At 71.7% G+C, this 24,733-nt stretch carries 20 protein-coding genes; 7 read left to right on the top strand and 13 right to left on the bottom strand.

From position 1 onward, the window contains the following. Positions 1-75: 75 nt before the first annotated feature. The 4 genes from whiA to uvrC are packed head-to-tail and all read right to left on the bottom strand — an operon-like array spanning position 76 to position 5,367. Complete coding sequence (gene whiA / locus ABZ862_RS09925) at positions 76-1,065, bottom strand: DNA-binding protein WhiA (RefSeq protein ID WP_360955197.1); 990 nt, start codon at positions 1,063-1,065, stop codon at positions 76-78. Continuing rightward, positions 1,056-2,150, bottom strand: coding sequence for a uridine diphosphate-N-acetylglucosamine-binding protein YvcK (gene yvcK, locus ABZ862_RS09920; protein WP_360955194.1), 1,095 nt, complete (start codon positions 2,148-2,150; stop codon positions 1,056-1,058). Before yvcK ends, whiA begins: the two co-directional genes overlap by 10 nt. Continuing rightward, positions 2,147-3,172: an RNase adapter RapZ gene (rapZ, locus tag ABZ862_RS09915; protein WP_360955191.1), complete on the bottom strand. Its 1,026-nt coding sequence runs from the start codon at positions 3,170-3,172 to the stop codon at positions 2,147-2,149. Before rapZ ends, yvcK begins: the two co-directional genes overlap by 4 nt. Next, the gene (gene uvrC, locus ABZ862_RS09910) at positions 3,169-5,367 is read right to left on the bottom strand and encodes an excinuclease ABC subunit UvrC (RefSeq protein ID WP_360955189.1); all 2,199 of its coding nucleotides are present in this window, start codon (positions 5,365-5,367) and stop codon (positions 3,169-3,171) included. Before uvrC ends, rapZ begins: the two co-directional genes overlap by 4 nt. A gap of 282 nt (positions 5,368-5,649) precedes the next feature. Between uvrC and ABZ862_RS09905 the strand changes: the two genes are divergently transcribed. Next, positions 5,650-6,597, top strand: coding sequence for a hypothetical protein (locus ABZ862_RS09905; protein WP_360955186.1), 948 nt, complete (start codon positions 5,650-5,652; stop codon positions 6,595-6,597). A gap of 92 nt (positions 6,598-6,689) precedes the next feature. Here ABZ862_RS09905 and ABZ862_RS09900 read toward each other — a convergent pair whose 3' ends face one another. After that, positions 6,690-7,112 (bottom strand): Rieske 2Fe-2S domain-containing protein, encoded by a 423-nt coding sequence (locus tag ABZ862_RS09900; protein ID WP_360955183.1) that lies wholly within the window; start codon positions 7,110-7,112, stop codon positions 6,690-6,692. Positions 7,113-7,486: 374 nt separating this feature from the next. Here ABZ862_RS09900 and ABZ862_RS09895 point away from each other — a divergent pair, with 374 nt between their 5' ends. Continuing rightward, positions 7,487-8,398: a carbohydrate kinase gene (locus tag ABZ862_RS09895; RefSeq protein ID WP_360955180.1), complete on the top strand. Its 912-nt coding sequence runs from the start codon at positions 7,487-7,489 to the stop codon at positions 8,396-8,398. A gap of 115 nt (positions 8,399-8,513) precedes the next feature. Here the strand turns inward: ABZ862_RS09895 and uvrA are convergent, their stop codons facing one another. Continuing rightward, a complete protein-coding gene (uvrA, locus tag ABZ862_RS09890) occupies positions 8,514-11,450 on the bottom strand; it encodes an excinuclease ABC subunit UvrA (protein ID WP_360955177.1) in 2,937 nt (978 codons plus the stop codon). 236 nt (positions 11,451-11,686) lie between these two features. On the opposite strand from uvrA, the gene ABZ862_RS09885 reads away from it, so the two are divergent. Next, entirely contained in the window at positions 11,687-12,373 is a 687-nt protein-coding gene (locus tag ABZ862_RS09885; RefSeq protein WP_360955174.1) for a maleylpyruvate isomerase family mycothiol-dependent enzyme, read from the top strand. A gap of 10 nt (positions 12,374-12,383) precedes the next feature. Continuing rightward, the gene (locus ABZ862_RS09880; protein ID WP_360955171.1) at positions 12,384-13,040 is read left to right on the top strand and encodes an MBL fold metallo-hydrolase; all 657 of its coding nucleotides are present in this window, start codon (positions 12,384-12,386) and stop codon (positions 13,038-13,040) included. Positions 13,041-13,329: 289 nt separating this feature from the next. Here the strand turns inward: ABZ862_RS09880 and aroQ are convergent, their stop codons facing one another. The 6 genes from aroQ to ABZ862_RS09850 form a co-directional block, all read right to left on the bottom strand. Then, on the bottom strand, positions 13,330-13,803 hold the full coding sequence (gene aroQ, locus ABZ862_RS09875; protein WP_360955168.1) for a type II 3-dehydroquinate dehydratase: 474 nt from the start codon (positions 13,801-13,803) through the stop codon (positions 13,330-13,332). A 115-nt stretch (positions 13,804-13,918) separates the two neighbouring features. Beyond that, positions 13,919-14,929 carry a TerC family protein gene (locus ABZ862_RS09870; RefSeq protein ID WP_360955165.1) on the bottom strand — a complete coding sequence of 337 codons (1,011 nt, stop codon included), beginning with the start codon at positions 14,927-14,929 and terminating at the stop codon, positions 13,919-13,921. A gap of 184 nt (positions 14,930-15,113) precedes the next feature. Next, positions 15,114-17,117 (bottom strand): TerD family protein, encoded by a 2,004-nt coding sequence (locus tag ABZ862_RS09865; RefSeq protein ID WP_360955162.1) that lies wholly within the window; start codon positions 17,115-17,117, stop codon positions 15,114-15,116. A gap of 58 nt (positions 17,118-17,175) precedes the next feature. Then, a complete protein-coding gene (locus ABZ862_RS09860; RefSeq protein ID WP_360955159.1) occupies positions 17,176-17,754 on the bottom strand; it encodes a TerD family protein in 579 nt (192 codons plus the stop codon). Positions 17,755-17,914: 160 nt separating this feature from the next. Further along, positions 17,915-20,065, bottom strand: a complete 2,151-nt coding sequence (uvrB, locus tag ABZ862_RS09855; protein ID WP_360955156.1) for an excinuclease ABC subunit UvrB — start codon at positions 20,063-20,065, stop codon at positions 17,915-17,917. 40 nt (positions 20,066-20,105) lie between these two features. After that, complete coding sequence (locus ABZ862_RS09850; RefSeq protein ID WP_360955153.1) at positions 20,106-20,969, bottom strand: MHYT domain-containing protein; 864 nt, start codon at positions 20,967-20,969, stop codon at positions 20,106-20,108. Between the two features lie 308 nt (positions 20,970-21,277). Here ABZ862_RS09850 and ABZ862_RS09845 point away from each other — a divergent pair, with 308 nt between their 5' ends. The 3 genes from ABZ862_RS09845 to fdhA all read left to right on the top strand — a co-directional run bounded on the left by ABZ862_RS09845 (position 21,278) and on the right by fdhA (position 24,179). Next, a complete protein-coding gene (locus ABZ862_RS09845) occupies positions 21,278-22,153 on the top strand; it encodes a glycerophosphodiester phosphodiesterase family protein (RefSeq protein ID WP_360955150.1) in 876 nt (291 codons plus the stop codon). A 63-nt stretch (positions 22,154-22,216) separates the two neighbouring features. Beyond that, a complete protein-coding gene (locus ABZ862_RS09840) occupies positions 22,217-22,795 on the top strand; it encodes a methylated-DNA--[protein]-cysteine S-methyltransferase (protein ID WP_360955147.1) in 579 nt (192 codons plus the stop codon). A 157-nt stretch (positions 22,796-22,952) separates the two neighbouring features. Then, the gene (gene fdhA / locus ABZ862_RS09835) at positions 22,953-24,179 is read left to right on the top strand and encodes a formaldehyde dehydrogenase, glutathione-independent (protein WP_360955144.1); all 1,227 of its coding nucleotides are present in this window, start codon (positions 22,953-22,955) and stop codon (positions 24,177-24,179) included. A gap of 83 nt (positions 24,180-24,262) precedes the next feature. Here the strand turns inward: fdhA and ABZ862_RS09830 are convergent, their stop codons facing one another. Continuing rightward, positions 24,263-24,691 carry a VOC family protein gene (locus ABZ862_RS09830; protein ID WP_360955141.1) on the bottom strand — a complete coding sequence of 143 codons (429 nt, stop codon included), beginning with the start codon at positions 24,689-24,691 and terminating at the stop codon, positions 24,263-24,265. Positions 24,692-24,733 lie beyond the last annotated feature (42 nt).

The following is a 24,733-nucleotide window of genomic DNA, read 5'->3' as shown; positions in this document are numbered from 1 at the left end:
CGTACAGCCGCCCGTGGCACCCGCCCCGTGGCATCCGCCTCGTCGAAACCGTCCGCCGTGCGGGCCGGGCAGGTGTCAGCCCACCAGGTTGTCCGCCATCTCCTCCGTCAGGAGGGACTCGGTGCCGGGGATCCCGAGGTCGGTGGCCCGCTTGTCGGCCATCGCCAGCAGACGGCGGATACGGCCGGCCACGGCGTCCTTGGTGAGCGGCGGATCGGCGAGCGCCCCCAGTTCCTCCAGCGAGGCCTGCTTGTGCTCCATACGCAGCCGCCCCGCCGCGGCGAGGTGCTCGGGGACCTCGTCGCCGAGGATCTCCAGCGCCCGCTGCACCCGCGCCCCCGCGGCCACCGCGGCCCGCGCGGACCGGCGCAGGTTGGCGTCGTCGAAGTTGGCGAGCCGGTTCGCCGTGGCCCGTACCTCGCGGCGCATCCGGCGTTCCTCCCAGGCGAGCACGGACTCGTGCGCGCCGAGCCGGGTGAGCAGGGCGCCGATCGCGTCCCCGTCGCGGACGACGACCCGGTCCACCCCGCGGACCTCGCGGGCCTTGGCGGCGATGGACAGCCGCCGGGCGGCGCCGACCAGGGCGAGCGCGGCCTCGGGACCCGGGCAGGTCACCTCCAGCGACGAGGAGCGGCCCGGCTCGGTCAGCGAGCCGTGCGCCAGGAAGGCCCCGCGCCAGGCGGCCTCGGCGTCACAGGTGGCCCCGGAGACCACCTGCGGGGGCAGACCGCGGATCGGGCGGCCCCGGCCGTCCACCAGGCCGGTCTGGCGGGCCAGCTGATCGCCGCCCGCGACCACCCGTACGACGTAGCGCGAGCCGCGGCGCAGTCCGCCGGGCGCCATCACGATCAGTTCGGAGGTGTGGCCGAAGATCTCCAGGACGTCCCGCTTGAGCCGCCGGGCCGCCATCGCCGTGTCCAGCTCCGCCTCGATCACGATGCGCCCGCTGACCAGATGGAGGCCGCCGGCGAACCGCAGGACGGCGGAGACCTCCGCCTTCCTGCAGCAGGTCCGGGTGACGGGGAGCCGGGAGATCTCATCCTTCACCGCTGCCGTCATCGCCATGGGCCGATCCTTCCATGCATCCGAAAAATACGGTCGTACGCGGCAGCCAACAGCTCCGGGTCGTGCCTCGGGGTTCCGTCGGGCCGGGCCACCGGAGCCAGCTCGACCGCGGCTCCGAGCCGCTCGGCGGCCTCGATGAGCGAGTCGCGGTCGGGCACGGCCGCTTCGTCGGCCAGCACCACGTCCAGGGCGAGTTTAGGGGCGTGTCGCCCCAAAACCTCCACATGACGCTGCGGGGAGAAGCCCGCGGTTTCCCCGGGCTGCGGCACGAGGTTCAGCGAGAGCACCCTGCGCGCCTTGGTCCGGGTGAGTGCGTCGAGCAGCTCGGGCACGAGCAGGTGCGGAATGACCGAGGAGAACCAGGAGCCGGGGCCGAGGACCACCCAGTCCGCGTCCAGCACGGCGGCCACGGCCTCCGGGACGGCGGGCGGGTCCGCGGGCACCAGGTGCACGGACTGCACCTCGCCCGGGGTCAGCGCCACGGTCGCCTGGCCGCGCACGGTGTCGACGTCGTCCGGCCGCTCCGGGTCGTGCCCCCTGACCAGGGCCTGCAACTCCAGTGGGAGCGCGGACATGGGCAGTACGCGCCCGTGCGCGCCGAGCAGCTTGCCGACCAGGTCGAGGGCCTGCACATGGTCACCGAGCTGCTCCCACAGGGCGACGATCAGCAGATTGCCGACGGCGTGCCCGTTGATCTCGCCCTGCGACTGGAAGCGGTGCTGGACGACCCTGGCCCAGGTCTGGCCCCATTCGTCGTCACCGCACAGCGCGGCGAGCGCCTTGCGCAGATCGCCGGGCGGCAGCACGCCCAGCTCGTCGCGCAGCCGCCCGCTGGAGCCGCCGTCGTCGGCGACGGTGACCACGGCGGTGAGGTCACCGGTGATACGGCGCAGCGCGGCGAGCGAGGCGGACAGGCCCATCCCGCCGCCGAGCGCGACCACCTTGGGCTGGGCGCCGCGCCGGCGCGGTCGTGCGCCGCGCGCCTCGGCGGGACGGGCCGTCCGCGGTTCAACGGACGTCCCCTCCGGGCGCGCCTGCGGCACGACACGGCGCAGCCTGCCGAACCGCGAAGTGCGTTCCGTCATTCCCGTCCCATGTCCCGGTGGACGACCACCGTCTCCACACCCTCGGCGGCCAGGCGCGCCGCGAGCTTCTCCGACATGGCGACGGAGCGGTGCTTGCCACCGGTGCAGCCGATGGCGATCGTCACGTACCGCTTGCCCTCCCGCCGGTATCCGGCCGCGACCAGTCTGAGCAGTTCGGCGTAGCGGTCGAGGAACTCCTTGGCACCGGGCTGGTTGAAGACGTAGGAGGCGACCTCGTCGTTCAGACCGGTGTAGGGGCGCAGCTCGGGGACCCAGTGCGGGTTGGGCAGGAAGCGCATGTCGGCGACGAGGTCGGCGTCGACGGGGAGGCCGTACTTGAAGCCGAAGGACATCACGGTGGCCCGCAGCTCGGGCTCCTCCTCACCGGCGAACTGGGCGTCCATCTTGGCGCGCAGCTCGTGCACGTTGAGGCTGGAGGTGTCGATCACCAGGTCGGCGTCGCCGCGCAGCTCGCGCAGCAGCTCGCGCTCGGCGGCGATGCCGTCGACGATCCGGCCGTCGCCCTGGAGGGGGTGCGGGCGGCGCACCGACTCGAAGCGGCGCACCAGGGCGTCGTCGGAGGACTCCAGGAAGACGATGCGCCGGGTGACCTGGCGGTGTTCCAGGTCGGCGAGGGACTCGCGCAGATTGTCGAAGAAGCGGCGGCCGCGCACGTCGACGACGACCGCGATCCGCGCGACGTTGCCCTGGGAGCGGGCGCCGAGCTCCACCATGGTGGGGATGAGTGCGGGCGGGAGGTTGTCGACCACGAACCAGCCGAGGTCCTCCAGACACTTGGCGGCCGTCGAGCGGCCCGCCCCGGACATGCCGGAGATGATCACCAGCTCGGGGATGGCCGTGTCCGCGGTCCCGGCTGCCGTGACGTCCGTACTCACCTGTGCTCCGTTTTCCTGGACCGGCGCCTGGACCGGTTCCCGGACCGCCGGCTGCGGCTGGTCCGGGCCCGGGTCCGTGTGGGCCCGGTCTCGCTCCGGCGTGGGCTGCTTCTCGTGCTCGTTCATCTCTCCTGCCCCCGTCGTCCGTCCGGGGTGCCCGCGGGCACGGGCTCCCCAGGAGGACCCGCCGTCGTCACGGGTGCCTCCTCCTCAATGATCTCTCCGGTGGCCGTGTTCACCGCCGGGGCGGCCGGTGCGGCCTGGGCCAGTGCCACGGCCACGGTCTCGGCCGTCTTACGGCCTATGCCGGGTACCTCGCAGATCTGGTCGATCGTGGCGGCCCGCAGCTTCTTCACCGAACCGAAGTGCTTGAGCAGCGCCTGCTTGCGGGTCTCGCCCAGGCCCGGCACCTCGTCCAGGGGGCCCGCGCGGAACCGCTGGGCGCGTTTGGCGCGCTGGTAGGTGATCGCGAAGCGGTGGGCCTCGTCGCGGACGCGCTGGAGGAGGTAGAGGCCCTCACTGGTGCGGGGCAGGACGACCGGGTCGTCCTCGCCGGGCAGCCAGACCTCCTCCAGGCGCTTGGCGAGGCCGCAGACGGCGATGTCGTCGATGCCCAGCTCGTCCAGCGCGCGCTGCGCCGCCGCGACCTGCGGCTTGCCGCCGTCGACGACGACGAGCTGGGGCGGGTAGGCGAACTTCCGGGGCCGGCCGTCGTCGTCCTTCAGGTCCTTCGGGCCACTGAGGTCTTCCAGGCCCTTGAGGTCTTCCAGGTCTTTCGGCCCGTCGTCCGGCGTGCTGCCGTCAGGCGCGCTGCCGTCGGCCGGGCGGACACCGGCCGGCAGGCCGGTGCCGGACGCCTCGGCGCCGTCGGGGCGCCCGGGCGTGTCGTCGGGGCCGTCGGCCGTCCACTCGCCGGTCTTCTCCTTCTCCGCGAGATAACGGCGGAAGCGGCGGGTGATGACCTCGTGCATCGAGCGGACGTCGTCCTGCCCCGCGAAGCCCTTGATCTGGAAACGGCGGTACTCGCTCTTGCGCTGGAGCCCGTCCTCGAAGACGACCATGGACGCCACGACGTCGTCCCCCTGGAGGTGCGAGATGTCGTAGCACTCGATACGCAGCGGGGCGCTGTCCAGACCGAGACCGTCGGCGATCTCCTCCAGCGCGCGCGAGCGGGTGGTGAGGTCGGAGGCGCGCTTGGTCCTGTGCAGGACGAGCGCCTGCTGGGCGTTGCGCTCGACGGTCTCCATCAGGGCCCTCTTGTCGCCGCGCTGCGGGACGCGCAGCGAGACGTTCGACCCGCGGCGGCCGGTCAGCCACTCCTGGACGGGCTCCAGGGGCTCCGGCAGCGCAGGGACGAGCACCTCCTTGGGCACGGCGTCCCCGGTCTCCTCGCCGTAGAGCTGCTGAAGGGCGTGCTCGACCAGGTCACCCGTGGTGACGGCCTCCACCTTGTCCGTCACCCAGCCGCGCTGGCCGCGGACCCGCCCGCCGCGCACATGGAAGATCTGGACGGCCGCCTCCAGCTCGTCCTCGGCGACCGCCATCAGGTCGGCGTCGGTCGCGTCGGCGAGCACGACCGCGCTCTTCTCCATGGCCTTCTTCAGGGCCTCGATGTCGTCGCGCAGCCGGGCCGCCCGCTCGTACTCCATCACGTCCGCCGCACGGGTCATCAGCCGCTCCAGGCGGCGCAGATACGTGCCGGTGCGCCCGGCCATGAAGTCGCAGAAGTCCTCGGCGAGCTGCCGGTGCCCGTCGGGGTCGACGCGGCCGACGCAGGGCGCGGAGCACTTGCCGATGTAGCCGAGCAGACAGGGGCGGCCGGTGCGGGCGGCGTTCTTGAACACACCGGCCGAGCAGGTGCGCACGGGGAAGACGCGCAGCAGCAGGTCGACGGTGTCACGGATCGCCCACGCGTGCCCGTAGGGCCCGAAGTAGCGGACGCCCTTGCGCTTGTGACCGCGCATCACCTGTACCCGCGGGAACTCCTCGTTCAGCGTCACCGCGAGATAGGGGTAGCTCTTGTCGTCGCGGTACTTGACGTTGAACCTGGGGTCGAACTCCTTGATCCAGGTGTACTCCAGCTGGAGCGCCTCGACCTCCGTGGACACCACGGTCCACTCCACGGACGCGGCGGTGGTCACCATCGACCGGGTGCGCGGGTGGAGGTTCGCCAGGTCCTGGAAGTAGTTCGCCAGGCGCTGGCGCAGGCTCTTCGCCTTTCCGACGTAGATCACCCGGCGGTGCTCGTCGCGGAACCGGTACACCCCGGGGGAGTCCGGGATCTCGCCCGGCCTGGGGCGGTAGCTGGAGGGGTCGGCCATGTCTCACACCCTACTGGCGCAGGGTGACACTCCGGTGGGGCTGTGGACAACGGTCTCGGGAGCGTCGCGGGGGTCCCACCGGGTGAGGGCGGCCGGAAGCGTGTCCCGGCCGGTTCCCAGGTGTTGTCGGGGCTTGGTCAACACGCTTCAATGCGGGGGAACTCGGGGCCGTGGACGACGGCGTACGGACCTGCCGGTGAATTCCCGGCGCCGACGCGGCGGGCCCGGCCCCGCGCGGGCGGTCCGACCAGCCGCCGCGTCCTTCACAGAAAGGCCCCTGCCATGCGGCACGCCACGGAGCGCACGGACGACGTCTCCACCGACCTGCACTCGGCCCTGCAGGGCGGCCCCTTCCATGTCGCGCTCCGCGCCGCGATCGCCGCGCGCGGGCTGCCGCTCCAGCGCGTGCAGCACCATCTGTCGCGCCACGGCGTCAAGGTCGGCGTCACGAGTCTGAGCTACTGGCAGCAGGGCGCGCGGCGCCCGCAGCGCCCCGAGTCGCTGCGGGCGGTGCGCGCGCTGGAGGAGATCCTCCGGCTGCCGGAGGAGTCGCTGATCCGGCTGCTCGCCGAGGCCGACGAGCGCACCGCCGCCCGGCGTCCCGCGGCCCGCTCGTACCGGGCCCTGGTGGAGGCGTCGGACGTGCTGGAGCGGCTGCTGGCCGAGCTGGACGCGCCGTCCGACGGAGGTCTGCACATGCTCGGCCTCCACGAACGGGTACGGATCGGGGCGCACCGCGAGCTGGCCGCACGCGAGTCGCACCACATCGTGTGCGCACGGCGGGACGGGGTGGACCGTTTCGTGGCCGTCCACCACGGCGACCCGGGCTGCTCGCCCGGCGGGATGTCCGTCCACGCCCTGGAGAACTGCCGCGCGGGACGTATCCGCCGTCACGACGGCACCGGGGTGCTGGTCGCCGAACTGCTCTTCGACACGCGACTGCGGTCCGGAGATACGTTCCTCTTCCGCTACGGCGTCGAGGACGGCACCGCCGGGGTGTCGCACGAGTACGCCCGGGGCTTCGGCTCCTCCGGAGGCCAGTACACCCTCCAGGTCCGCTTCGACGCGGCGGTCCTCCCCGCGCGGTGCCACCGTTTCGCCCAGCACTCTCCCGCGGCCCCGCGCACCGGCCTGCTGGACCTGCCCCTGGCCGCCCGCCACCACACGGCACACCTCGTGGAGCCCCGGGTCAGGGCGGGGATCGTGGGGATGGGCTGGGACTGGAGCTGACGGGGGCGGGAGGCGGGACGGGACCGAGGATCCCGGGCGCGCGCCGCCGGGAACGGCGCCGGACCGGGCCCGGCGGGGTCCGGCCGGACGGCTCAGGCGGCGGGCCCCGCGACGATCCTGCCGTTCTTCGTCACGACCGGCAGCGCGGCCAGCGGCGCGGTGGCCGGTGCGCGCAGGACCTTGCCGGTGCGGGCGTCGAACTCGCTGCCGTGGCAGGGGCAGACCAGGGTCGTCCCCGCCAGCTTGTCGATGGCGCAGCCCGCGTGCGTACAGATCGAGCTGTACGCCTTGAGGGTCCCGTCGGCGGCCCGGCTGACCACGACGTTCTGGTCCTGGTAGAGCCGGGCGCCGCCCTTGCCGACCTCGTTCGCCGCACCGAGTTCCACGGGCGCGGTCGGTCCGGCCGCCGAGGTGCCTCCCGGGGAGGAACAGGCGGTGGCGGCGAGACCCGCCACGGGGGTGACGGCCGCGGCACGCAGGACGGTACGGCGGGTCGCGGAGGGTCGGCCGGGCATGAGGGTCCTCCCTCGGTCGGGGCGGGGCGCACCGTCCGGCGGTCGATCGCCGGTCGCCGGTCATCGGTCGCCGGTCGGGCCCGCACGGTGGGGGCCGCTCCCGACCTTAGCGGCCGGGGATGCGCGGCGGCGCAGGGGGCACGGCGACCGGACAGCGGCGCGGGCGCTCACCGGCGCGGGCGCTCAGGCGCGGGCCGTGAAGCGGGGCGCGCAGGGACAACCGGAGCGGGCGCGCGGGGACGGCCCGTCGATGACGCGGGCACTCGTGCGCAGCCGGCGATGGGATACCTTGGCCGCCGGAAGGCCCGCGCGGCCCGGGGCGGGACAGCGCAGTGCCCAGCAGGGCAGGGGCCGGCACCGCAAAGGAACCGCTCGTGATCGTCGTCGCCGGTGAGGCCCTGATCGACCTCGTACCGCAGGGCTCCGGTGCCCTCGCGGGACTCTCCCCCGTCCCCGGGGGCGGCCCGTACAACACGGCCGTCGCCCTCGGCCGGCTCGGCTCCCCCACGGCGTTCTGTTCCCGCGTGTCCTGCGACGCCTTCGGCGAGGCCCTGCTCGACGGGCTCCGGCGGGCGGGCGTGGACGTGTCGGGGGTGCAGCGCGGGGCGGAGCCGACCACGCTCGCGGTCGCCACGATCGACGGCCACGGGTCCGCCGCGTACTCCTTCTATGTGGAGGGCACCGCCGACCGGCTGTTCACGGCACCCGCCGCCCTGCCGGAGGGGGTCCGCGCGGTGTCCTTCGGCACCTGCTCGCTGGTCCTGGAGCCGGGTGCGAGCGCCTACGGGGAACTGCTGGGGACCACCGCGGCCCAGGGCGTCTTCACGGCGCTCGACCCGAACATCCGCACCGGACTGATCCCGGACGCGGACGCCTACCGGGCGCGTTTCCTCGGCTGGCTGCCGTCGGTGACCCTGCTGAAGCTCTCCGAGGAGGACGCCGGGTGGCTGGGCGGCTCGCCGCGCCAGTGGCTCGCGGCCGGTCCGTCGGCCGTGGTGATGACCCGGGGCGGCGACGGGCTGACCGTGTTCACCCGGGACGGCGCGGAGCATTCCGTACCGGGTGAGAAGACCGAGGTCGTGGACACCATCGGGGCCGGTGACACGGTGAACGCGGCGCTGCTGCACGGGCTGGCCGCACAGGACGCGCTCTCCCCGGCGGCGCTCGCCGGGCTGGGGCCCGACGGATGGACCCGGCTGCTGCGGTTCGCGGCCCGGGCGGCGGCGGTCACCTGCTCGCGGGCCGGGGCGGAACCGCCGTACGCGTCCGAACTCGGCGAGGCGTAGGAACGGGGCGGGCCGGAGCGGGGTCGCCCGAACCGGGGCGGGGCGCCCGGTGGTGCGACGTGCGGTGCCCCCGGGAGTTCCCGCGAGGCACCGCACACACGTACGGGGGCCGGGCTCAGGCCCTGCGCGCCCGTACCGTCTTCTTCGCGGGCACGGCCCGCTTCCTGACCGTGCCGCCCGTCCGTGCCGCCGGAACGGCGTCGCTGATCCTCTCGGGGGCCAGGATCTCCCGGAGGAACTTGCCGGTGTGGCTGGCGGGCACTCCGGCGACCTCCTCCGGGGTGCCCTCGGCGACGACGAGACCGCCGCCCGCGCCGCCCTCCGGCCCCATGTCGACGACCCAGTCGGCCGTCTTGATCACATCGAGGTTGTGCTCGATGACGATGACCGTGTTGCCCTTCTCGACCAGCCCGGACAGCACCTTCAGCAGCTTGCTGATGTCCTCGAAGTGCAGACCGGTCGTCGGCTCGTCCAGCACATAGACCGTGCGTCCCGTGGAGCGGCGCTGGAGTTCGCTGGCGAGCTTGACGCGCTGCGCCTCGCCGCCGGAGAGGGTCGTCGCGGACTGGCCGAGCCGGACGTACCCGAGGCCGACGTCGTGCAGGGTCCTGAGGTGGCGGGCGATCGCGGGGACGGCCTCGAAGAACTCGAGCGCCTCCTCGATCGGCATGTTCAGCACCTCGGCGATGGACTTGCCCTTGTAGTGGACCTCCAGGGTCTCCCGGTTGTAGCGGGCGCCGTGGCAGACCTCGCACGGGACGTAGACGTCCGGGAGGAAGTTCATCTCGATCTTGATTGTGCCGTCGCCGGCGCAGTTCTCGCAGCGGCCGCCCTTGACGTTGAAGGAGAAGCGGCCGGGCAGATAGCCGCGGACCTTCGCCTCGGTGGTCTCCGCGAACAGCTTGCGGACGTGGTCGAAGACGCCCGTGTACGTCGCCGGGTTGGAGCGCGGGGTACGGCCGATGGGCGACTGGTCCACATGCACGACCTTGTCGACGAGATCGTCGCCCGCCACGCGGGTGTGGCGGCCCGGGACGTTCCTCGCCCCGTTCAGCTCGCGGGCCAGGTGGGTGTAGAGGATGTCGTTGACCAGGGTCGACTTGCCGGATCCGGACACACCCGTGACGGCCGTGAACAGGCCCAGCGGGAAGGACACGTCGATGTCCTGGAGGTTGTTCTCGCGGGCCCCGTGCACCGTGAGCCGCCGGGACGGGTCCTGCGGACGCCGCACGTCCGGCAGGGGGATCGACTTCCGGCCCGAGAGGTACTGACCGGTCTGCGACTCGGTGTTGGCGAGCAGTTCCCCGAGCGAACCGCTGTGCACGACATTGCCGCCGTGCTCGCCCGCGCCGGGGCCGATGTCGACGATCCAGTCGGCGACCTTGATGGTGTCCTCGTCGTGCTCCACGACGATGAGCGTGTTGCCCATGTCGCGCAGCCGGACCAGGGTCTCGATCAGCCGGTGGTTGTCACGCTGGTGCAGACCGATGGACGGCTCGTCGAGGACGTAGAGGACGCCGACGAGGCCCGAGCCGATCTGGGTGGCCAGACGGATGCGCTGTGCCTCGCCGCCGGAGAGCGTGCCGGCGGCGCGGTTGAGCGAGAGGTAGTCGAGACCGACGTCGACCAGGAAACGTAGCCGCTCGTTGACCTCCTTGAGGACCCGCTCCGCGATCTTCTTGTCCCGGGCGCTGAGCTTCATCCCGCCCAGGAATTCCGCGCAGTCGCTGATCGACATCGCGGAGATCTCGGCGATGGACCTCCCCATGATCGTGACGGCGAGGACGACCGGCTTCAGACGCGTGCCCTCACAGGTGGGGCAGGGCACCTCCCGCATATAGCCCTCGAAGCGCTCACGGCTGGCGTCGCTCTCGGCCTCGCCGTGCCGCCGCTTGACGAAGGGGACGGCGCCCTCGAAAGGCGTCGTGTAGACGCGTTCGCGGCCGTAGCGGTTGCGGTAGCGGACCTCGATCTGGGTCTTGTGGCCGTGCAGCAGGGCCTTCCTCGCCCGCTGCGGGAGACCGGCGAAGGGAATGTCGGTGCGGAAGCCCAGTGCCTCCGCGAGGGCGCCGACCAGCCGGTCGAAGTAGTCCTTGGTGTGGCCGTGCGACCACGGGTGGATGGCGCCCTCGTCGAGGCTCTTGTCCTCGTCCGGGACGATCAGCTCGGGGTCGACCTCCATACGGGTGCCGATACCGGTGCACTCGGGGCAGGCGCCGAAGGGCGAGTTGAAGGAGAACGAGCGGGGCTCGAGCTCCTCGAAGGACAGATCGTCGTACGGGCAGTACAGGTGCTCGGAGTACATGCGCTCGCGCTCGGGGTCGTCCTCGGGGAGGTCGACGAAGTCGAGCACGACCATGCCGCCGGACAGGCCGAGGGCGGTCTCGACGGAGTCGGTGAGGCGGCGCTTGGCGCCGTCCTTGACCGTCAGGCGGTCGACGACCACCTCGATGGTGTGCTTCTCCTGCTTCTTCAGCGTGGGCGGGCTGGAGAGCTGGACGGTCGCGCCGTCCACCCGGGCGCGGCTGTAGCCCTTGGTCTGGAGGTCGGCGAAGAGGTCGACGAACTCCCCCTTGCGCTCGCGCACCAGCGGGGACAGCACCTGGAAGCGGCTGCCCTCCGGCAGCTCGAGCACCCTGTCGACGATGGCCTGCGGCGACTGGCGCGAGATCGGACGGCCGCACCGGGGGCAGTGCGGCTTGCCGATGCGCGCGAACAGCAGGCGCAGATAGTCGTAGACCTCGGTGATGGTGCCGACCGTGGAGCGCGGGTTGCGCGAGGTCGACTTCTGGTCGATGGAGACCGCCGGCGAGAGACCTTCGATGAAGTCGACGTCCGGCTTGTCCATCTGGCCGAGGAACTGGCGGGCGTACGAGGAGAGCGACTCCACGTACCTCCGCTGCCCCTCGGCGAAGATGGTGTCGAAGGCCAGCGAGGACTTGCCCGACCCTGACAGGCCCGTGAAGACGATGAGCGAGTCGCGCGGCAGGTCGAGCGAGACATTCCTCAGGTTGTGCTCGCGCGCGCCACGGACGATGAGACGGTCGGCCACGCCGGTCCGCACCTTTCTTGGGAGAAGTGACAGGGGCAAAGCCCCCGCCTTCCTCAGACTAGGGGGAGCCACTGACAACGCCGGTCGGATTCCAGGTTGCTCAACAACTCCCGGCTCTCCAGCATGCCCGACGCCACTCACGACGATATAGCACGCACATTCGATTTAGGGGCCGGGTCCGCCACCTTCACCCGAAGGAGTGGGGGGCCGGGCCGACAGGGCCTAGGGTCGACGGCATGATGGATCACGAACGCGACCTGGTGTCCGTGCACGACGCGACCGAACGGCTCCGCACCGGCGCCGCCGTACTGGACAACGCTTCCGCAGCCCGGCCGTCACGGCTGCCCGGCTGGAGCCGGGGCCATGTGCTCGCCCACCTCGCCCGCAACGCCGACGCCCTCGTGAACGTCGTCCGGGGCCTCCCCATGTACGACTCGGCCGAGGCGCGGGACGCCGACATCGAGCGTGACGCCCCCCGCCCCCTCGACGTCCAGCTCACCGACCTGCGCGACAGCGCGGACCGCCTCCGGGCGGCGTGGGCCGCGACCACCGACTGGTCGCGCACCGTGGAACTGCGCAACGGCGTCACCGACACCGCGTCCCGGGTGCCCTTCCGACGCTGGGCGGAGGTGGAGCTGCACCATGTCGACCTGGGCATCGGCTACGAGCTCGAGGAGGTGCCCGCGGAGTTCACGGAGCGCGAGACCGGCTTCCTGGCCGAGCGCTTCCTGGGCCACCCCGCCGTCCCGCCGACCCGGCTCACGGACGGCAGCCGCGAGTGGCGCACCGGACGGGAGGCGGACACGCCGGAGGTGACCGTCACGGGCGCCCCGGCGGATCTGCTGGGCTGGCTCGCGGGCCGTCGCGACGGATCGGCGCTGTCCGTCTCCGGAGGCCCGCTCCCGGCCCTCCCGCCGCTATAGGCTGACGGCCATGACGTACCGCGGAGAGGTGCGGGTCGGCGGCCCGGCCGACGTGCACGAGCTGAAGGACCTGATCATCACGAAGATCGCGGTCGGCCCGATGAACAACAACGCGTATCTGCTGCGCTGCCGGGACACCGACGAGCAGTTGCTGATCGACGCCGCGAACGACGCGGAGACCCTGCTCGGCAGTATCGGTGCCGACGGCGTCGCGTCCGTCGTCACGACGCACCGGCACGGCGACCACTGGCAGGCGCTCGCCGAGATCGTGGCGGCCACCGGCGTGCGCACGTACGCGGGCCGGGACGACGCCGAGGGCATCCCCGTGCCGACCGACGTCCTCGTCGACGACGGCGACACCGTACGGGTGGGACATGTGACACTCACGGCGCGCCATCTGGTGGGGCACACCCCGGGCTCCATCGCGCTGGTCTACGACGATCCGCACGGGCACCCGCACGTCTTCACCGGCGACTGCCTTTTCCCGGGCGGGGTGGGCAACACGCGCAAGGACCCGGAGGCGTTCGCCAGCCTGATCCACGACGTCGAGACGAAGATCTTCGCCGTGCTGCCGGACGAGACCTGGGTCTATCCGGGACACGGCAACGACACCACGCTCGGTGCGGAACGGCCCCGTCTGCCGGAGTGGCACGCCCGCGGATGGTGACCACCGGGGGCGCTCACCGTGCTTCCACGCACCCCGTGTGAACGGTTCGCCCCTTCCGGCGCCCCGCGCGCGCTCCCGGCACCCGTGGGCGCGCGGTCCACTGGAGTCGGCCCCGCCCCGCACGGGATGACGGCTCCCGTACGGCAGGGGCCGCCGGTCACTCTCCTGATCCCCGCCCTCGACCGGCGGCCCGGGCGGGGCTCCGGGAGCACACGGCCGGCCCGGTCACCTTCGGTACGGGGGCGTCCGGTCGGCGCTCCTGCACCGGCGGACGCCGACCGCCGCGGCCCTAGGCCTCCGTCCGTCCCGTACCGGCCAGTGCCGCCACCCGTTCCACCCCGAACGCGTAGCCCTGCACTCCGCACCCCGCGATGACGCCGTCGGCGCGCAGGGAGACGTACGAGTGGTGCCGGAACGACTCGCGCCGGTGGATGTTGGAGATGTGGACCTCGATCACCGGCATCCCGTCGCAGGCGTTCAGGGCGTCGAGGATCGCGACGGAGGTGTGCGAGTAGGCACCGGGATTGATGACGATCCCGCAGTGCCGCAGCCGGGCCTCGTGGATCCAGTCGACCAGTTCGCCCTCGTGATTGGACTGCCGGCAGTCCACCGTCCCGCCGTGCGCGGCCGCCGTCCCGGCACACAGCGCCTCGACGTCGGCGAGCGTGTCGGAGCCGTAGATCTCCGGCTGGCGCCGGCCCAGCAGATTCAGGTTGGGCCCGTTGAGGATCATGATCGGGGCGTCGGCCAGGGTGCGGGGCACGGTTCCTCCGGTCCGGTTCGGACGGTCAGGGACGGTCCTCGGCGACCGCCGCTCGGTCCCCGGTCTATCACGGTGGCCCTCCGCCATGGCGCCGTCACGTCGGCCGGTACCGGGGTCAGGACCGGACGCTGTCCTTCGGAGCGTCCTCACCGGCCACCCGGTCCGGCTCGTCCCGCACGGTCTGCGCCTGTTTCCGGGACGCCCGGAGGCTGGTGACCGTGGTGACGGCCAGGACCGCGCAGATCACACCGAGCGACACCGGGATGCCGATCTCCGGGACGGGCACCCCGGACTCGTGCAGCGCGTGCAGCAGGAGCTTGACCCCGATGAAGCCGAGGATGATCGACAGGCCGTAGGAGAGGTGGACCAGCTTCCTCAGCAGGCCGCCTATGAGGAAGTACAGCTGCCGCAGTCCCATGAGGGCGAAGGCATTGGCGGTGAAGACGATGTACGGGTCCTGGGTGAGACCGAAGATCGCGGGGATCGAGTCGAGGGCGAACAGGACGTCCGTCGTGCCGATCGCGAGCATCACGACCAGCATCGGCGTCATCACGCGCTTGCCGTTCTGGCGTATCCACAGCTTGGTGCCGTGGTAGCGGTCGGCGACGCCGAAGCGGTGCTCGACGGCCTTGAGCAGCTTGTTCTCCTCGAACTCCGTGTCCTCCTCGTCGGCCCGGGCCTCCTGGATCAGCTTCCAGGCGGTCCAGATGAGGAACGCGCCGAAGAGGAAGAAGACCCACGAGAAGCTCGCCAGGATCGCGGCGCCCGCGGCGATGAACGCGGCCCGCAGCACCAGCGCTATCAGGACGCCGACGAGCAGGACGCGCTGCTGGTACTGCGAGGGCACCGCGAACTTCGCCATGATCAGTACGAAGACGAAGAGGTTGTCGACGCTCAGCGACTTCTCGGTGATGAAGCCCGCGAAGAACTCGCCGGCCGGCTGTCCTCCCCCGAAGACGAGCAGCCCCAGCCCGAAGAGCGCGGCGAGGGCGACCCAGACGACCGTCCAGACACCGGCCTCCTTGATGGACACGTCGTGCGGTGTGCGTCCGATCAGGAAGTCGACCGCGATGAGGACGGCGAGGCCCCCGACGGTCAGCACCCACAGGGTCACGGATACATCCATTGCGCCTCCGGCACATAGCGGCAGTCAGTACAGCGTGTCGCTGCCGGAGGTGGCGTTCGCGCACTTCCCTCCGTACGGAAGACAGTACCCAATCACCAAGGAAAGGTAAAGAGATCGGTAAAGGAAAATCAAAATGCGCAGCTCACGGGTCCTTTACCTGTACTTGGTCAAGGCAGGTCGGCCGTCACCGGTCCCATTCCCGGCGGGCCGTCGCCACCTGGGTGAGCACCTGCTCCAGCACCCCGCTGCCGGGCGGGACGAGCGCGGGCTCGTACGTCCAGGCGTGCCCCACCCAGGGGTCGGCGAGATGATCGTCGGCCACGGGGGTCAGCCGCAGCAGTGAACGCCACAGCGGGTCGAGCAGCGGCCCGTACCCGGCGGCGTCCTCGCGGTCCGCCACCATCAGCAGATGGACGCCCACGGCCGGGCCCTCGTCCGCGAGATAACGCAGCCGCGTCACCGACCGGTCGTCGAAACCGTGCGGGAAGTCGTTGACCAGCAGCAGTCGCCCGGCCGTGTCGAGGCCGGGCGGCAGGGCGTCGGCGGCGCCGCCGCGCACCGCCATCTGTACCAGGTCCACCTGTTCGGTGAGCCGGGTGAGGACGTCCGTCACCCCCGCGGCACCGGCGGCGGGCGGTCCGGCGAGCACCCCGGTCCGCACCAGCGGCGCGAGCGCCCGTGCTCCCGTCCCGGCGGGGTCGACGACATGCACCCCGAACTCGCCGGGCGGGTGGACGGCGAGCAGCCGGGCGGCTGTCGCGACCGCGGTCTCCATCGCCAGGTGCCGGACGGCCGCCTGGTCCGCGAGGGCGCCGTCGGCCGACGGTACGGGCCCGCTGTCGATCCACAGCCCCCGCTCCAGCGGCAGTCTCACCAGCATCGGGATGCGCAGCCCCGCGCTCTCGGGCAGCCGCAGGTCGCCGAGGCGCAGCGCCATCGGGATCTCCATGGGCACCCGGTAGCCGTGCCAGACGGGGTTGTCCCAGCCCGCGTAGGGGGGCGGCAGCGCGGGCTCGACGACCTCGCACTCCGCGGTCAGCTGGGCGAGATCGCGGTCGAGGGCCTCCCTGGCCTGCTCGACCAGCCGGGCGTGCTTGCCGCGGACGGCCTCGCGTGCGGCCCCCGAGCCGTCGAGCCGGTTGCGCGGGTCGGACAGCAGCTGGTCGAGTTCCTTCTCCATCCGGGAGTCGGCGAAGTCGACCGCGCTGCGGTACGCCGCCGTGGTGCGGGCGAGGTCCTCGAACATCCCCCACACCTGGTTGTAGAGGCGTTCGTCCATGGACCAGCCGGTGGCGTCCCCGGCGACCGGCTGCCCGGGGCGGCCGGGTTCGGCCGGGGGCGCGGGCGGGGCGGGCGGCGTCACCGCGGCGCGGCGGCCGGGGTGGGTGTAGTCGATCCGGGCGTCCGGGGGCGTGGGCCGCCCGGCGGGCGGGGCCGTGCGCGGCCCGTCCTGCGCGGTGCCGGCGGTTCGCCCCGGCTCGTCCGACTGGTGCGGCGGTCCCGGCTGCGGCGGCACCGCCCCGGGGGTGCCCTGGGCCGTCGTGGGGCCCTGGTCCTGACCGGTGACCGGCGCGGCGGTCTGCCGGGCGCGTCCGGTGTCCGGGGTGCGCGGTGGAGGCGCCGCGACCGAGCGGGCCAGTCCCCGGGCCACGGCCTCCTCGATGGCCCCGGCGAGCTGCCGGGCCTCGGGCAGCCCCTGGTCGGTCAGGAGTGCGGGCAGTCCGCCCGCGTAGCCCTGCCCTACGGCGCGCACCTTCCAGGCGTCCTGTCTGCGGTACAGCTCGACGGCGACGACGGCGGACTCGCTGTCCAGGCCGGTGATCGTGTAACCGGCGATGCCGGTGCCGTCGAGGCCGGTGACGGCGACGAAGGGGGCGGCCGCGGAACCGAACCGGTCCGGGCCGCCCGCCCCGGAGGGCAGGGCGAGCAGCACGTTGACGCGGTGGACGGCCTCGGGCACGGCGGCGAGATCGATCGCGAGCCGGTGCTCGGCGGCCGCCTGCCGGGAGACCTCGAGTCCGGGCAGGACCGGGGCGCCGGGGTGGGCCACCCACTCGGCGCCGCGCACCCTGCCGTCCTCGTCGCCGAGTGTGGCCGCGGCCACCACGGGATCACCGGCCGAGATCCGGATCTCCAGATGCGCCTGGGAGAGCGGGTGGTTCTGTCCCCGCACCAGCTCGGCCGTCATCGCCTCTCGTCCCCCTCTGTCGTTGTCGTCCCGCTGGAGCCGCCCTGCCGGACGGGCCCTACAGAAGCGGCAGGACCGTCGGCATCAGGTCCTGGAAGGTGCGGCCGTTGGCCGGGGCCCCGAGGGCGGTCATCGTCCAGCCGCTGCCGGACCGGTGCACCTTGGCCATGATCTGCGCCGTGTAGGCGCCGCCGCCGTCCAGGGTGTAACGGGCGAGTTCCTGGCCGTTGGACTCGTCCACCAGGCGGCAGAACGCGTTCTGCACCTCCTGGAAGGTCTGGCCGGTGAAGGAGTTGACGGTGAAGACGATCTGGTCGATGTGGACCGGCACACGGGCGAGGTCGACGAGGATGGCCTCGTCGTCGCCGCCCTGGCCCGCGCCGCCGACCAGGTTGTCGCCGGTGTGGCGCACCGAGCCGTCGTCGCTCACCAGGTGGCGGAAGAACACCACGTCGACCGGCTGCTTGTCCGCGAACAGCACGGCGGACGCGTCGAGGTCGATCTCCCGCGTGCGCGAACCGAACAGGCCGCGGCGGGGGGCCGCCTTCCAGCCGAGACCCATACGGACCGCGCTCAGGCTCCCTCCGCCCTGCTTCTCCAGACTGATGGCCTGACCCTTGGTCATGTTGACGGTCACGACTGCTTCCCCTCTCGAACTGTCCCCTGTTGCCGCGAAAGTCTGCGGTTGACCAGCACTTTACGCAGCGGCACGGACCGTGCCGAACTCCGTCCGGCGTTTGTGTCGGTGTTGAGACACTCCGGCGTTTCCCGCGGACGCCGGTACGGACGGGCGTGTCTCAGGCGAGGCCCGCCTCCTTCATCTGCCGCAGTTCCTTCTTCATCTCGGAGACCTCGTCGCGCAGCCGGGCCGCGACCTCGAACTGGAGGTCCGCGGCGGCGGCGCGCATCCGTTGCGTCATCTCCTCGATCTGTCCGGCGAGTTCGGCCGCGGGCCGGTCGGTGGGCACGGTCTCCCCGGCCTTCGCCCTGCCTCTGGCGGATCCGGCGGTCCTGCCGCCGGGTCCGTGCTCGGCGAGCGCCGGGACCGGGGACCTGGCGCCCTTGCCGTCCTTGGACTTGCGGTAACCGGAGCCGAGCAGCTGCTCGGTGTCGATCTCCTCGCGGGCGATCTGCGCCACGATGTCGTTGATCTTCTTGCGCAGTGGCTGGGGGTCGATGCCGTTGGCCTTGTTGTACGCGATCTGCTTCTCCCGGCGGCGGTTGGTCTCCTCGATGGCCTTCTCCATCGCCGGGGTGATCCTGTCGGCGTACATATGGACCTGACCGGAGACGTTGCGCGCGGCGCGGCCGATGGTCTGGATGAGCGAGGTGCCGGAGCGGAGGAAACCCTCCTTGTCGGCGTCGAGGATGGCCACCAGGGACACCTCGGGCAGGTCGAGTCCCTCACGCAGCAGGTTGATGCCGACCAGGACGTCGAACTCGCCGCTGCGCAGTTCGCGCAGCAGCTCGATGCGGCGCAGGGTGTCCACGTCGCTGTGCAGGTAGCGGACCTGGATGCCGAGTTCGAGGAAGTAGTCGGTGAGGTCCTCGGCCATCTTCTTGGTGAGGGTGGTGACCAGGACCCGCTCGTCCTTCTCGGTACGGGTGCGGATCTCGTGCACCAGGTCGTCGATCTGGCCCTCGGTGGGCTTGACCACGACCTCCGGGTCGATCAGGCCGGTCGGTCGGATGATCTGCTCGACGACGGCGTTCGCGCGGGAGAGCTCGTACTTGCCGGGGGTCGCCGAGAGGTACACCGTCTGGCCGATGCGCTCCTGGAACTCCTCCCATTTCAGCGGGCGGTTGTCCAGGGCGGACGGCAGCCGGAAGCCGTGTTCGACAAGGGTGCGCTTACGGGAGGCGTCGCCCTCGTACATGGCACCGATCTGCGGGACCGTGTTGTGCGACTCGTCGATGACGAGCAGGAAGTCGTCGGGGAAGTAGTCGAGCAGGGTGTTCGGCGGGGAGCCGGGCAGGCGGCCGTCGAAGTGCATCGAGTAGTTCTCGACACCGGAGCAGGAGCCGATCTGGCGGAGCATCTCGATGTCGTAGGTGGTGCGCATGCGAAGGCGCTGGGCCTCCAGGAGTCTGCCCTGTTTCTCCAGTTCGGCCAGCCGCTCGCCCAGTTCCTTCTCGATGTCGTTGACGGCCCGCTCCATGCGTTCGGGGCCGGCGACGTAGTGGGAGGCGGGGAAGACGTAGAGGTGCTGGTCGTCGCTGATGATCTCGCCGGTGACCGGGTGGAGCGTGGAGAGCGCCTCGATCTCGTCACCGAACATCTCGATGCGGACGGCCAGCTCCTCGTAGACCGGGAAGATCTCGATCGTGTCGCCCCGCACCCGGAAGGTGCCGCGGGTGAAGGCCAGGTCGTTGCGCGTGTACTGGATGTCCACGAAGCGGCGCAGCATTTCGTCGCGGTCGATCTCGTCGCCGACGCGGAGGGGGACCATGCGGTCCACGTACTCCTGCGGGGTGCCGAGGCCGTAGATGCAGGAGACCGAGGCGACCACGATGACGTCGCGGCGGGTCAGCAGCGAGTTGGTGGCGGAATGGCGCAGCCGTTCGACCTCCTCGTTGATCGAGGAGTCCTTCTCGATGTAGGTGTCCGACTGGGGAACGTACGCCTCTGGCTGGTAGTAGTCGTAGTACGAGACGAAGTACTCGACGGCGTTGTTCGGCAGGAGTTCGCGGAACTCGTTCGCCAGCTGGGCGGCCAGGGTCTTGTTCGGCGCCATCACCAGCGTGGGGCGCTGGAGCTTCTCGATCATCCACGCGGTGGTGGCGGACTTGCCGGTGCCGGTCGCGCCGAGCAGGACGATGTCCTTCTCGCCCGCTTCGATGTGCTTGGCCAGCTCGGCGATGGCCGCCGGCTGGTCACCGCTGGGCTGGTAGGGGCTGACGACCTCGAAAGGCGCCACCGTGCGTTCGATGTGGGAAACGGGCCGCATGGACTCCACCGTACGACCCGCCACTGACAACGCGGCCGGATCAGCGGTTCTGGGGCGTACGGGCCCGGCGGTGTCCCGCGGTCCGGTCGGCGCGGGGCGCGGGGCGTGCCCCGGGGTGCGGGACGGCGCGGGAGAGGATCCCGGGCCGTTGCGCGGCGGGGTCCCGGCGGGGTCCGCCCATGACCGTCATCGGGTCGAACAGCACGACCGCACCGGCCAGGCAGAGGAAGACGAGCGGGCCGAGCAGCAGCGGGGCGAGCAGGGCGACGGGCGGGGCGGCCGGGGCGACGGGGGCCGCGGGGTGGAGGTGGACGCTGACGGCGGCCATGCCGGTGTAGTGCATGCCGCTGACCGCGACGCCCATGACGAGGCTCGCTCCCACGCTCCACAGGAACCCCCGCACCTGTCCGGCGGCCCACAGGGCGGCGGTGGCGGCGATCATGGCGACGACGACCGAGGCGGCGACGGTGAGCGTGTTGTACTCCAGCTTCCCGTCGAGGCGCAGGCCGGCCATGCCCAGATAGTGCATCGAGGCGATGCCGAGACCGGTGACGGCACCGCCGGTGAAGAGGGCGGCCCCCCGGGCGCCGCGGTAGCCGACGATGAAGATGCCGACGCCGACCATGACGACCGCCACGCCCAGCCCGGCCAGCATGGTGGGCGTGTCGTAGCGGACCGGTGTCCGGCCGACCGTGAATCCCATCATCGCGATGAAGTGCATGGTCCATATGCCGGAGCCGATCGCCGCCGAACCGAGGGCGAGCCAGCCCGCCCGCCAGGAGCGCGGGACGAGCATCGATCTGGTGGTGCAGCGCAGACCGAGAGCGCCGCCGAGGCAGGCCATGGCGTAAGCCACCAGCGGTGTGACGAGGCCGTAGCTGAATCCGTCGACCGTGCCCTGCATGCGCGGTTGCCCTTCCGCCCTCTGACGCCCCGGTGACGCCCCGGCTTACCTGAAAGTGCTCCCCGTTCCCAGGACCGCGTGCGGTCGAGGCTGACGCAGAGAGTATGACCCTCGGCGGAGTGATCGAACGATTTTCCGGTAAACAAACACGGTCTCGCCGCAGGTGTGCGCCACCGGTGCGTCTGCTCGGGGGACTCCGCCCCGTCTGTACGTTTCCCGCGCGCGGTGGCGACGCTCCGCTGTCACTCTCTACCTGTGTGTCATCGACCGACCGCTGTGTGACAGCCGACGCGAGGAGTACGCCACGTATGTTCGCGCGCGCATTCGCCACCATGGCCACCGCGCTCCTGGGCTCCGTCGCCGCCCTCCTGCCGGCGCCCCACGCGCGGGCCGGGGGCATGACCGGAGGGCCGTGGATCATCGCCCATCGGGGCGCGTCCGCCTACGCGCCGGAGAACACCCTGGCGTCGGTCGACACGGCGGCCCGCCTCGGGTTCGCCTGGGTCGAGAACGACGTCCAGCGCACCCGGGACGGCCGTCTGGTCGTCATCCACGACGACAGCCTGGCGCGCACCACGAACGTGGAGGAGGTGTTTCCCGGCCGCGCGCCGTGGAAGGTGAAGGACTTCACCGCGGCCGAGATCGCACGACTGGACGCGGGAAGCTGGTTCTCCCCCGCCTACGCGGGCGCGCGCGTGCCGACGCTCGAGCAGTACATGCGCAGGGTCGGCCGCAACCACCAGAAGCTGCTCCTGGAGATCAAGAATCCGGAGCTGTACCCGGGCATCGAGCAGCAGACGCTGAAGCTCCTCTCCAACGAGGGCTGGCTGGACCGGCCGCACCTCCACGGCCGGCTGATCGTGCAGAGCTTCAGCGCGGAAAGCCTGCGGACCGTGCACGCCCTGAAGCCGGCCGTGACGACCGGCCTGCTCGGCAGTCCGCCCGTTCCGGAGCTGGCCCGGTACGCGGCCTTCGCCGATCTGGTCAATCCCTCCCAGGCTTCCGTGTCGCCCGCCTACGTCTCCGCGGTGCATGCCCTCACCGGGCCGCACGGCAGGCGGCTCGCGCTGTGCTCCTGGACCGTCGACGACGCGGTGACCGCCCGGAAGGCGGCCCGGGACGGGGTGGACGGCGTCATCTCCAACCGGCCGGACGTGGTGCGGACGGCGCTCCGCGCGGACTGAGCACCCGGTGCCGCGGCACCGGCCCGCACGGCGTTGTCGGTGGCCGGCCGTACCGTGGGGCGTATGGACAGCGCCGCACAGACCGCAGCACGGCATGAGGGACGGCAGGACCGGCAGGTGCTGTGGGCCGTCGTCGGAACGGACATCGGGCCGCTGCTGCTGGCCGCGACCCGCGAGGGCCTGGTCAGCGTGGTCTTCCACGCCACGGACACGGTGCGGGACAAGGCGCTGGAGCGGATTGCGTCCCGGTTGGGCGCCGAGCCCGTGGAAGCGGCCGGCTCGCCACCGCTGGCCGAGGCGATACGCCAGGTCCGGGCGTACTTCGCGGGGCAGCGGCACTCCTTCGAGCTGCCTCTGGACTGGTCGCTGGTCTCCGGCTTCAACCGGCAGGTGCTGCGCGAGCTCGCCTCCGGTGTGCCGTACGGCGCGGTCGTCGGCTACGGCGATCTGGCGCGGCGGGTCGGCATGCCGAAGGCGGCGCAGGCGGTCGGCGTGGCGATGGGCGCCAATCCGCTGCCGGTCGTCGTCCCCTGCCACCGGGTCGTCGGGAGCGACGGGGGCATCGGGGGCTTCGGCGGCGGTCTGGAGACCAAGCGCAAGCTGCTGGCGCTCGAGGGCGTACTGCCCGAGCCGCTGTTCTGATCGATGGGCCTCCCTCGCCGAACTGAATTACCGTTTCGTATGATTCCTACCTTTTCCGCACAGGAGCTGGCCGGACCGCGTGGGCGGTAGCAGACTCCGCCGTGCGCACGGCTGCCGGCATCCGAGGGCGAGGAGCCGAAGGGACGGCGATCAAGGCATGAGCGGAAACAAGGGAGTGGCGTACCTCGAGCCGGGGACGGTGGAGGTCAGGACCACCGACTACCCGACGTTCGAGATCAAGGACGGGCCGGGGGTCGCATCGGAGAACATCGGCCGCCGGTGCCGGCACGGTGTGATCCTCAAGGTGCTCGCCACCAACATCTGCGGAAGCGACCAGCACATGGTGCGCGGACGGACGACCGCCCCCGCGGGTCTCGTCCTCGGCCACGAGATCACCGGAGAGGTCGTCGAACGGGGACCGGACGTCGAGTTCATCGACATCGGCGACGTCGTCTCCGTACCGTTCAACATCGCCTGCGGGCGGTGCCGCAACTGCAAGGAACGCAAGACCGGCATCTGTCTCAACGTCAATCCGGCCCGGCCGGGTGCCGCGTACGGCTACGTCGACATGGGCGGCTGGGTCGGCGGCCAGGCCGAGTACGTCATGGTCCCGTACGCGGACTTCAACCTCCTGAAGTTCCCGGACCCGGACGAGGCGCGCGAGAAGCTGCTCGACCTGACCATGCTGTCCGACATCTTCCCGACGGGCTTCCACGGTGCGGTCACCGCGGGAACGACCGTCGGTTCGACGGTGTATGTCGCCGGAGCCGGCCCGGTCGGACTGGCGGCAGCCGCGGCGGCACAGCTGCTGGGCGCCGCCGTCGTCATCGTGGGCGACCTCAACACCGAGCGGCTGGCCCAGGCGCGCAGCTTCGGCTGCGAGACCGTCGACGTCTCACAGGGCAGCATCGAGGAGCAGATCGCGCAGATCCTCGGCGAGCCCGAGGTGGACGCCGCGGTCGACGCGGTCGGCTTCGAGGCCCGGGCGCACGGCCCGGACGCCGGGGAGGCGCCCGCGACGGTCCTCAACTCGCTGATGAGCATCACGCACGCGGGCGGTGCCCTCGGTATTCCCGGCCTCTACGTCACCGACGACCCCGGCGGTGTCGACGAGGACGCGCGCACCGGCACCCTCAAGGTGCGGCTCGGCCTCGGCTGGGCCAAGAGCCACCGCTTCACCACGGGCCAGTGCCCGGTGATGAAATATCACCGCGGTCTGATGAAGGCGATCCTGCACGGACGTGTGCACATCGCCAAGGCGGTCGGTGCGACCGTCATCGGCCTGGACGACGCGCCCCGCGGTTACACCGAGTTCGACCGGGGCGCCAGCCGCAAGTACGTCCTCAATCCGCACGGCGCGCTGGACACCGTGCAGCCGGTCTGAGAGACCCGGCCGAGGGGGTGCCCGCACGCGCGGGCACCCCCTCGTACGTGCGCACCCCCGGTGCGCCGGAGCGGAGCAGCCGGTCAGTCGTAGTGCCGTGCCTCGAAGACGTTCCCGTCCGGGTCACGGAAGTAGAAACTGCGCCGGGCGGCGCCGCGGGCACCGTAGGAGTCGTGGGAGAGGGCGGACACGGGGACGTCCTGTTCCTCCAGGCGGGCCCGGAGCTCGTCGAACGTGTCCCGCGGTAAGGCCAGGCACACGTGGTTGACCGGATGGCCGGCGCTGTCCGCCGCCCCGGGGACCATGGTCATGCCCGGCGCGCCGGAGCGCGGCATGAGGTCGAGGATGGTCTCCTCGCTGACCCGTACCGAAGGGAAGGACGTCTGCCCCGCGGCGAACTCGGCGAGCCGCAGCGGTTCCAGTCCCACGGCCTTCTCGTAGAAGCCGGCCGCGGACACCGGATCGCTCACCCAGAGGACGACGTGGTCGAGACGCATCGTGTTGTCGGTCATGCGTTCCAGGCTGGTGGCCTCCCCCACACACCGCAAGGGTTT

Origin of the sequence: Streptomyces sp. NPDC047000 (assembly GCF_040644295.1) — a bacterium.
GTDB lineage: Bacteria > Actinomycetota > Actinomycetes > Streptomycetales > Streptomycetaceae > Streptomyces.
This window is presented reverse-complemented; position numbering and strand designations above follow the sequence as displayed.

Bases quoted from the DNA above. Each gene is read 5' to 3' on its own strand.
- ABZ862_RS09905 (WP_360955186.1), top strand. From the start codon at position 5,650: ATGCGGCACGCCACGGAGCGCACGGACGACGTCTCCACCGACCTGCAC.
- ABZ862_RS09865 (WP_360955162.1), bottom strand. From the start codon at position 17,117: ATGACGGCCGAGCTGGTGCGGGGACAGAACCACCCGCTCTCCCAGGCG.
- ABZ862_RS09840 (WP_360955147.1), top strand. From the start codon at position 22,217: ATGGACAGCGCCGCACAGACCGCAGCACGGCATGAGGGACGGCAGGAC.
- ABZ862_RS09845 (WP_360955150.1), top strand. From the start codon at position 21,278: ATGTTCGCGCGCGCATTCGCCACCATGGCCACCGCGCTCCTGGGCTCC.
- rapZ (WP_360955191.1), bottom strand. From the start codon at position 3,172: ATGAACGAGCACGAGAAGCAGCCCACGCCGGAGCGAGACCGGGCCCAC.
- yvcK (WP_360955194.1), bottom strand. From the start codon at position 2,150: ATGACGGAACGCACTTCGCGGTTCGGCAGGCTGCGCCGTGTCGTGCCG.
- whiA (WP_360955197.1), bottom strand. From the start codon at position 1,065: ATGGCGATGACGGCAGCGGTGAAGGATGAGATCTCCCGGCTCCCCGTC.
- ABZ862_RS09885 (WP_360955174.1), top strand. From the start codon at position 11,687: ATGATGGATCACGAACGCGACCTGGTGTCCGTGCACGACGCGACCGAA.
- fdhA (WP_360955144.1), top strand. From the start codon at position 22,953: ATGAGCGGAAACAAGGGAGTGGCGTACCTCGAGCCGGGGACGGTGGAG.
- uvrC (WP_360955189.1), bottom strand. From the start codon at position 5,367: ATGGCCGACCCCTCCAGCTACCGCCCCAGGCCGGGCGAGATCCCGGAC.
- ABZ862_RS09850 (WP_360955153.1), bottom strand. From the start codon at position 20,969: ATGCAGGGCACGGTCGACGGATTCAGCTACGGCCTCGTCACACCGCTG.
- ABZ862_RS09870 (WP_360955165.1), bottom strand. From the start codon at position 14,929: ATGGATGTATCCGTGACCCTGTGGGTGCTGACCGTCGGGGGCCTCGCC.
- ABZ862_RS09830 (WP_360955141.1), bottom strand. From the start codon at position 24,691: ATGACCGACAACACGATGCGTCTCGACCACGTCGTCCTCTGGGTGAGC.
- ABZ862_RS09880 (WP_360955171.1), top strand. From the start codon at position 12,384: ATGACGTACCGCGGAGAGGTGCGGGTCGGCGGCCCGGCCGACGTGCAC.
- uvrB (WP_360955156.1), bottom strand. From the start codon at position 20,065: ATGCGGCCCGTTTCCCACATCGAACGCACGGTGGCGCCTTTCGAGGTC.
- ABZ862_RS09900 (WP_360955183.1), bottom strand. From the start codon at position 7,112: ATGCCCGGCCGACCCTCCGCGACCCGCCGTACCGTCCTGCGTGCCGCG.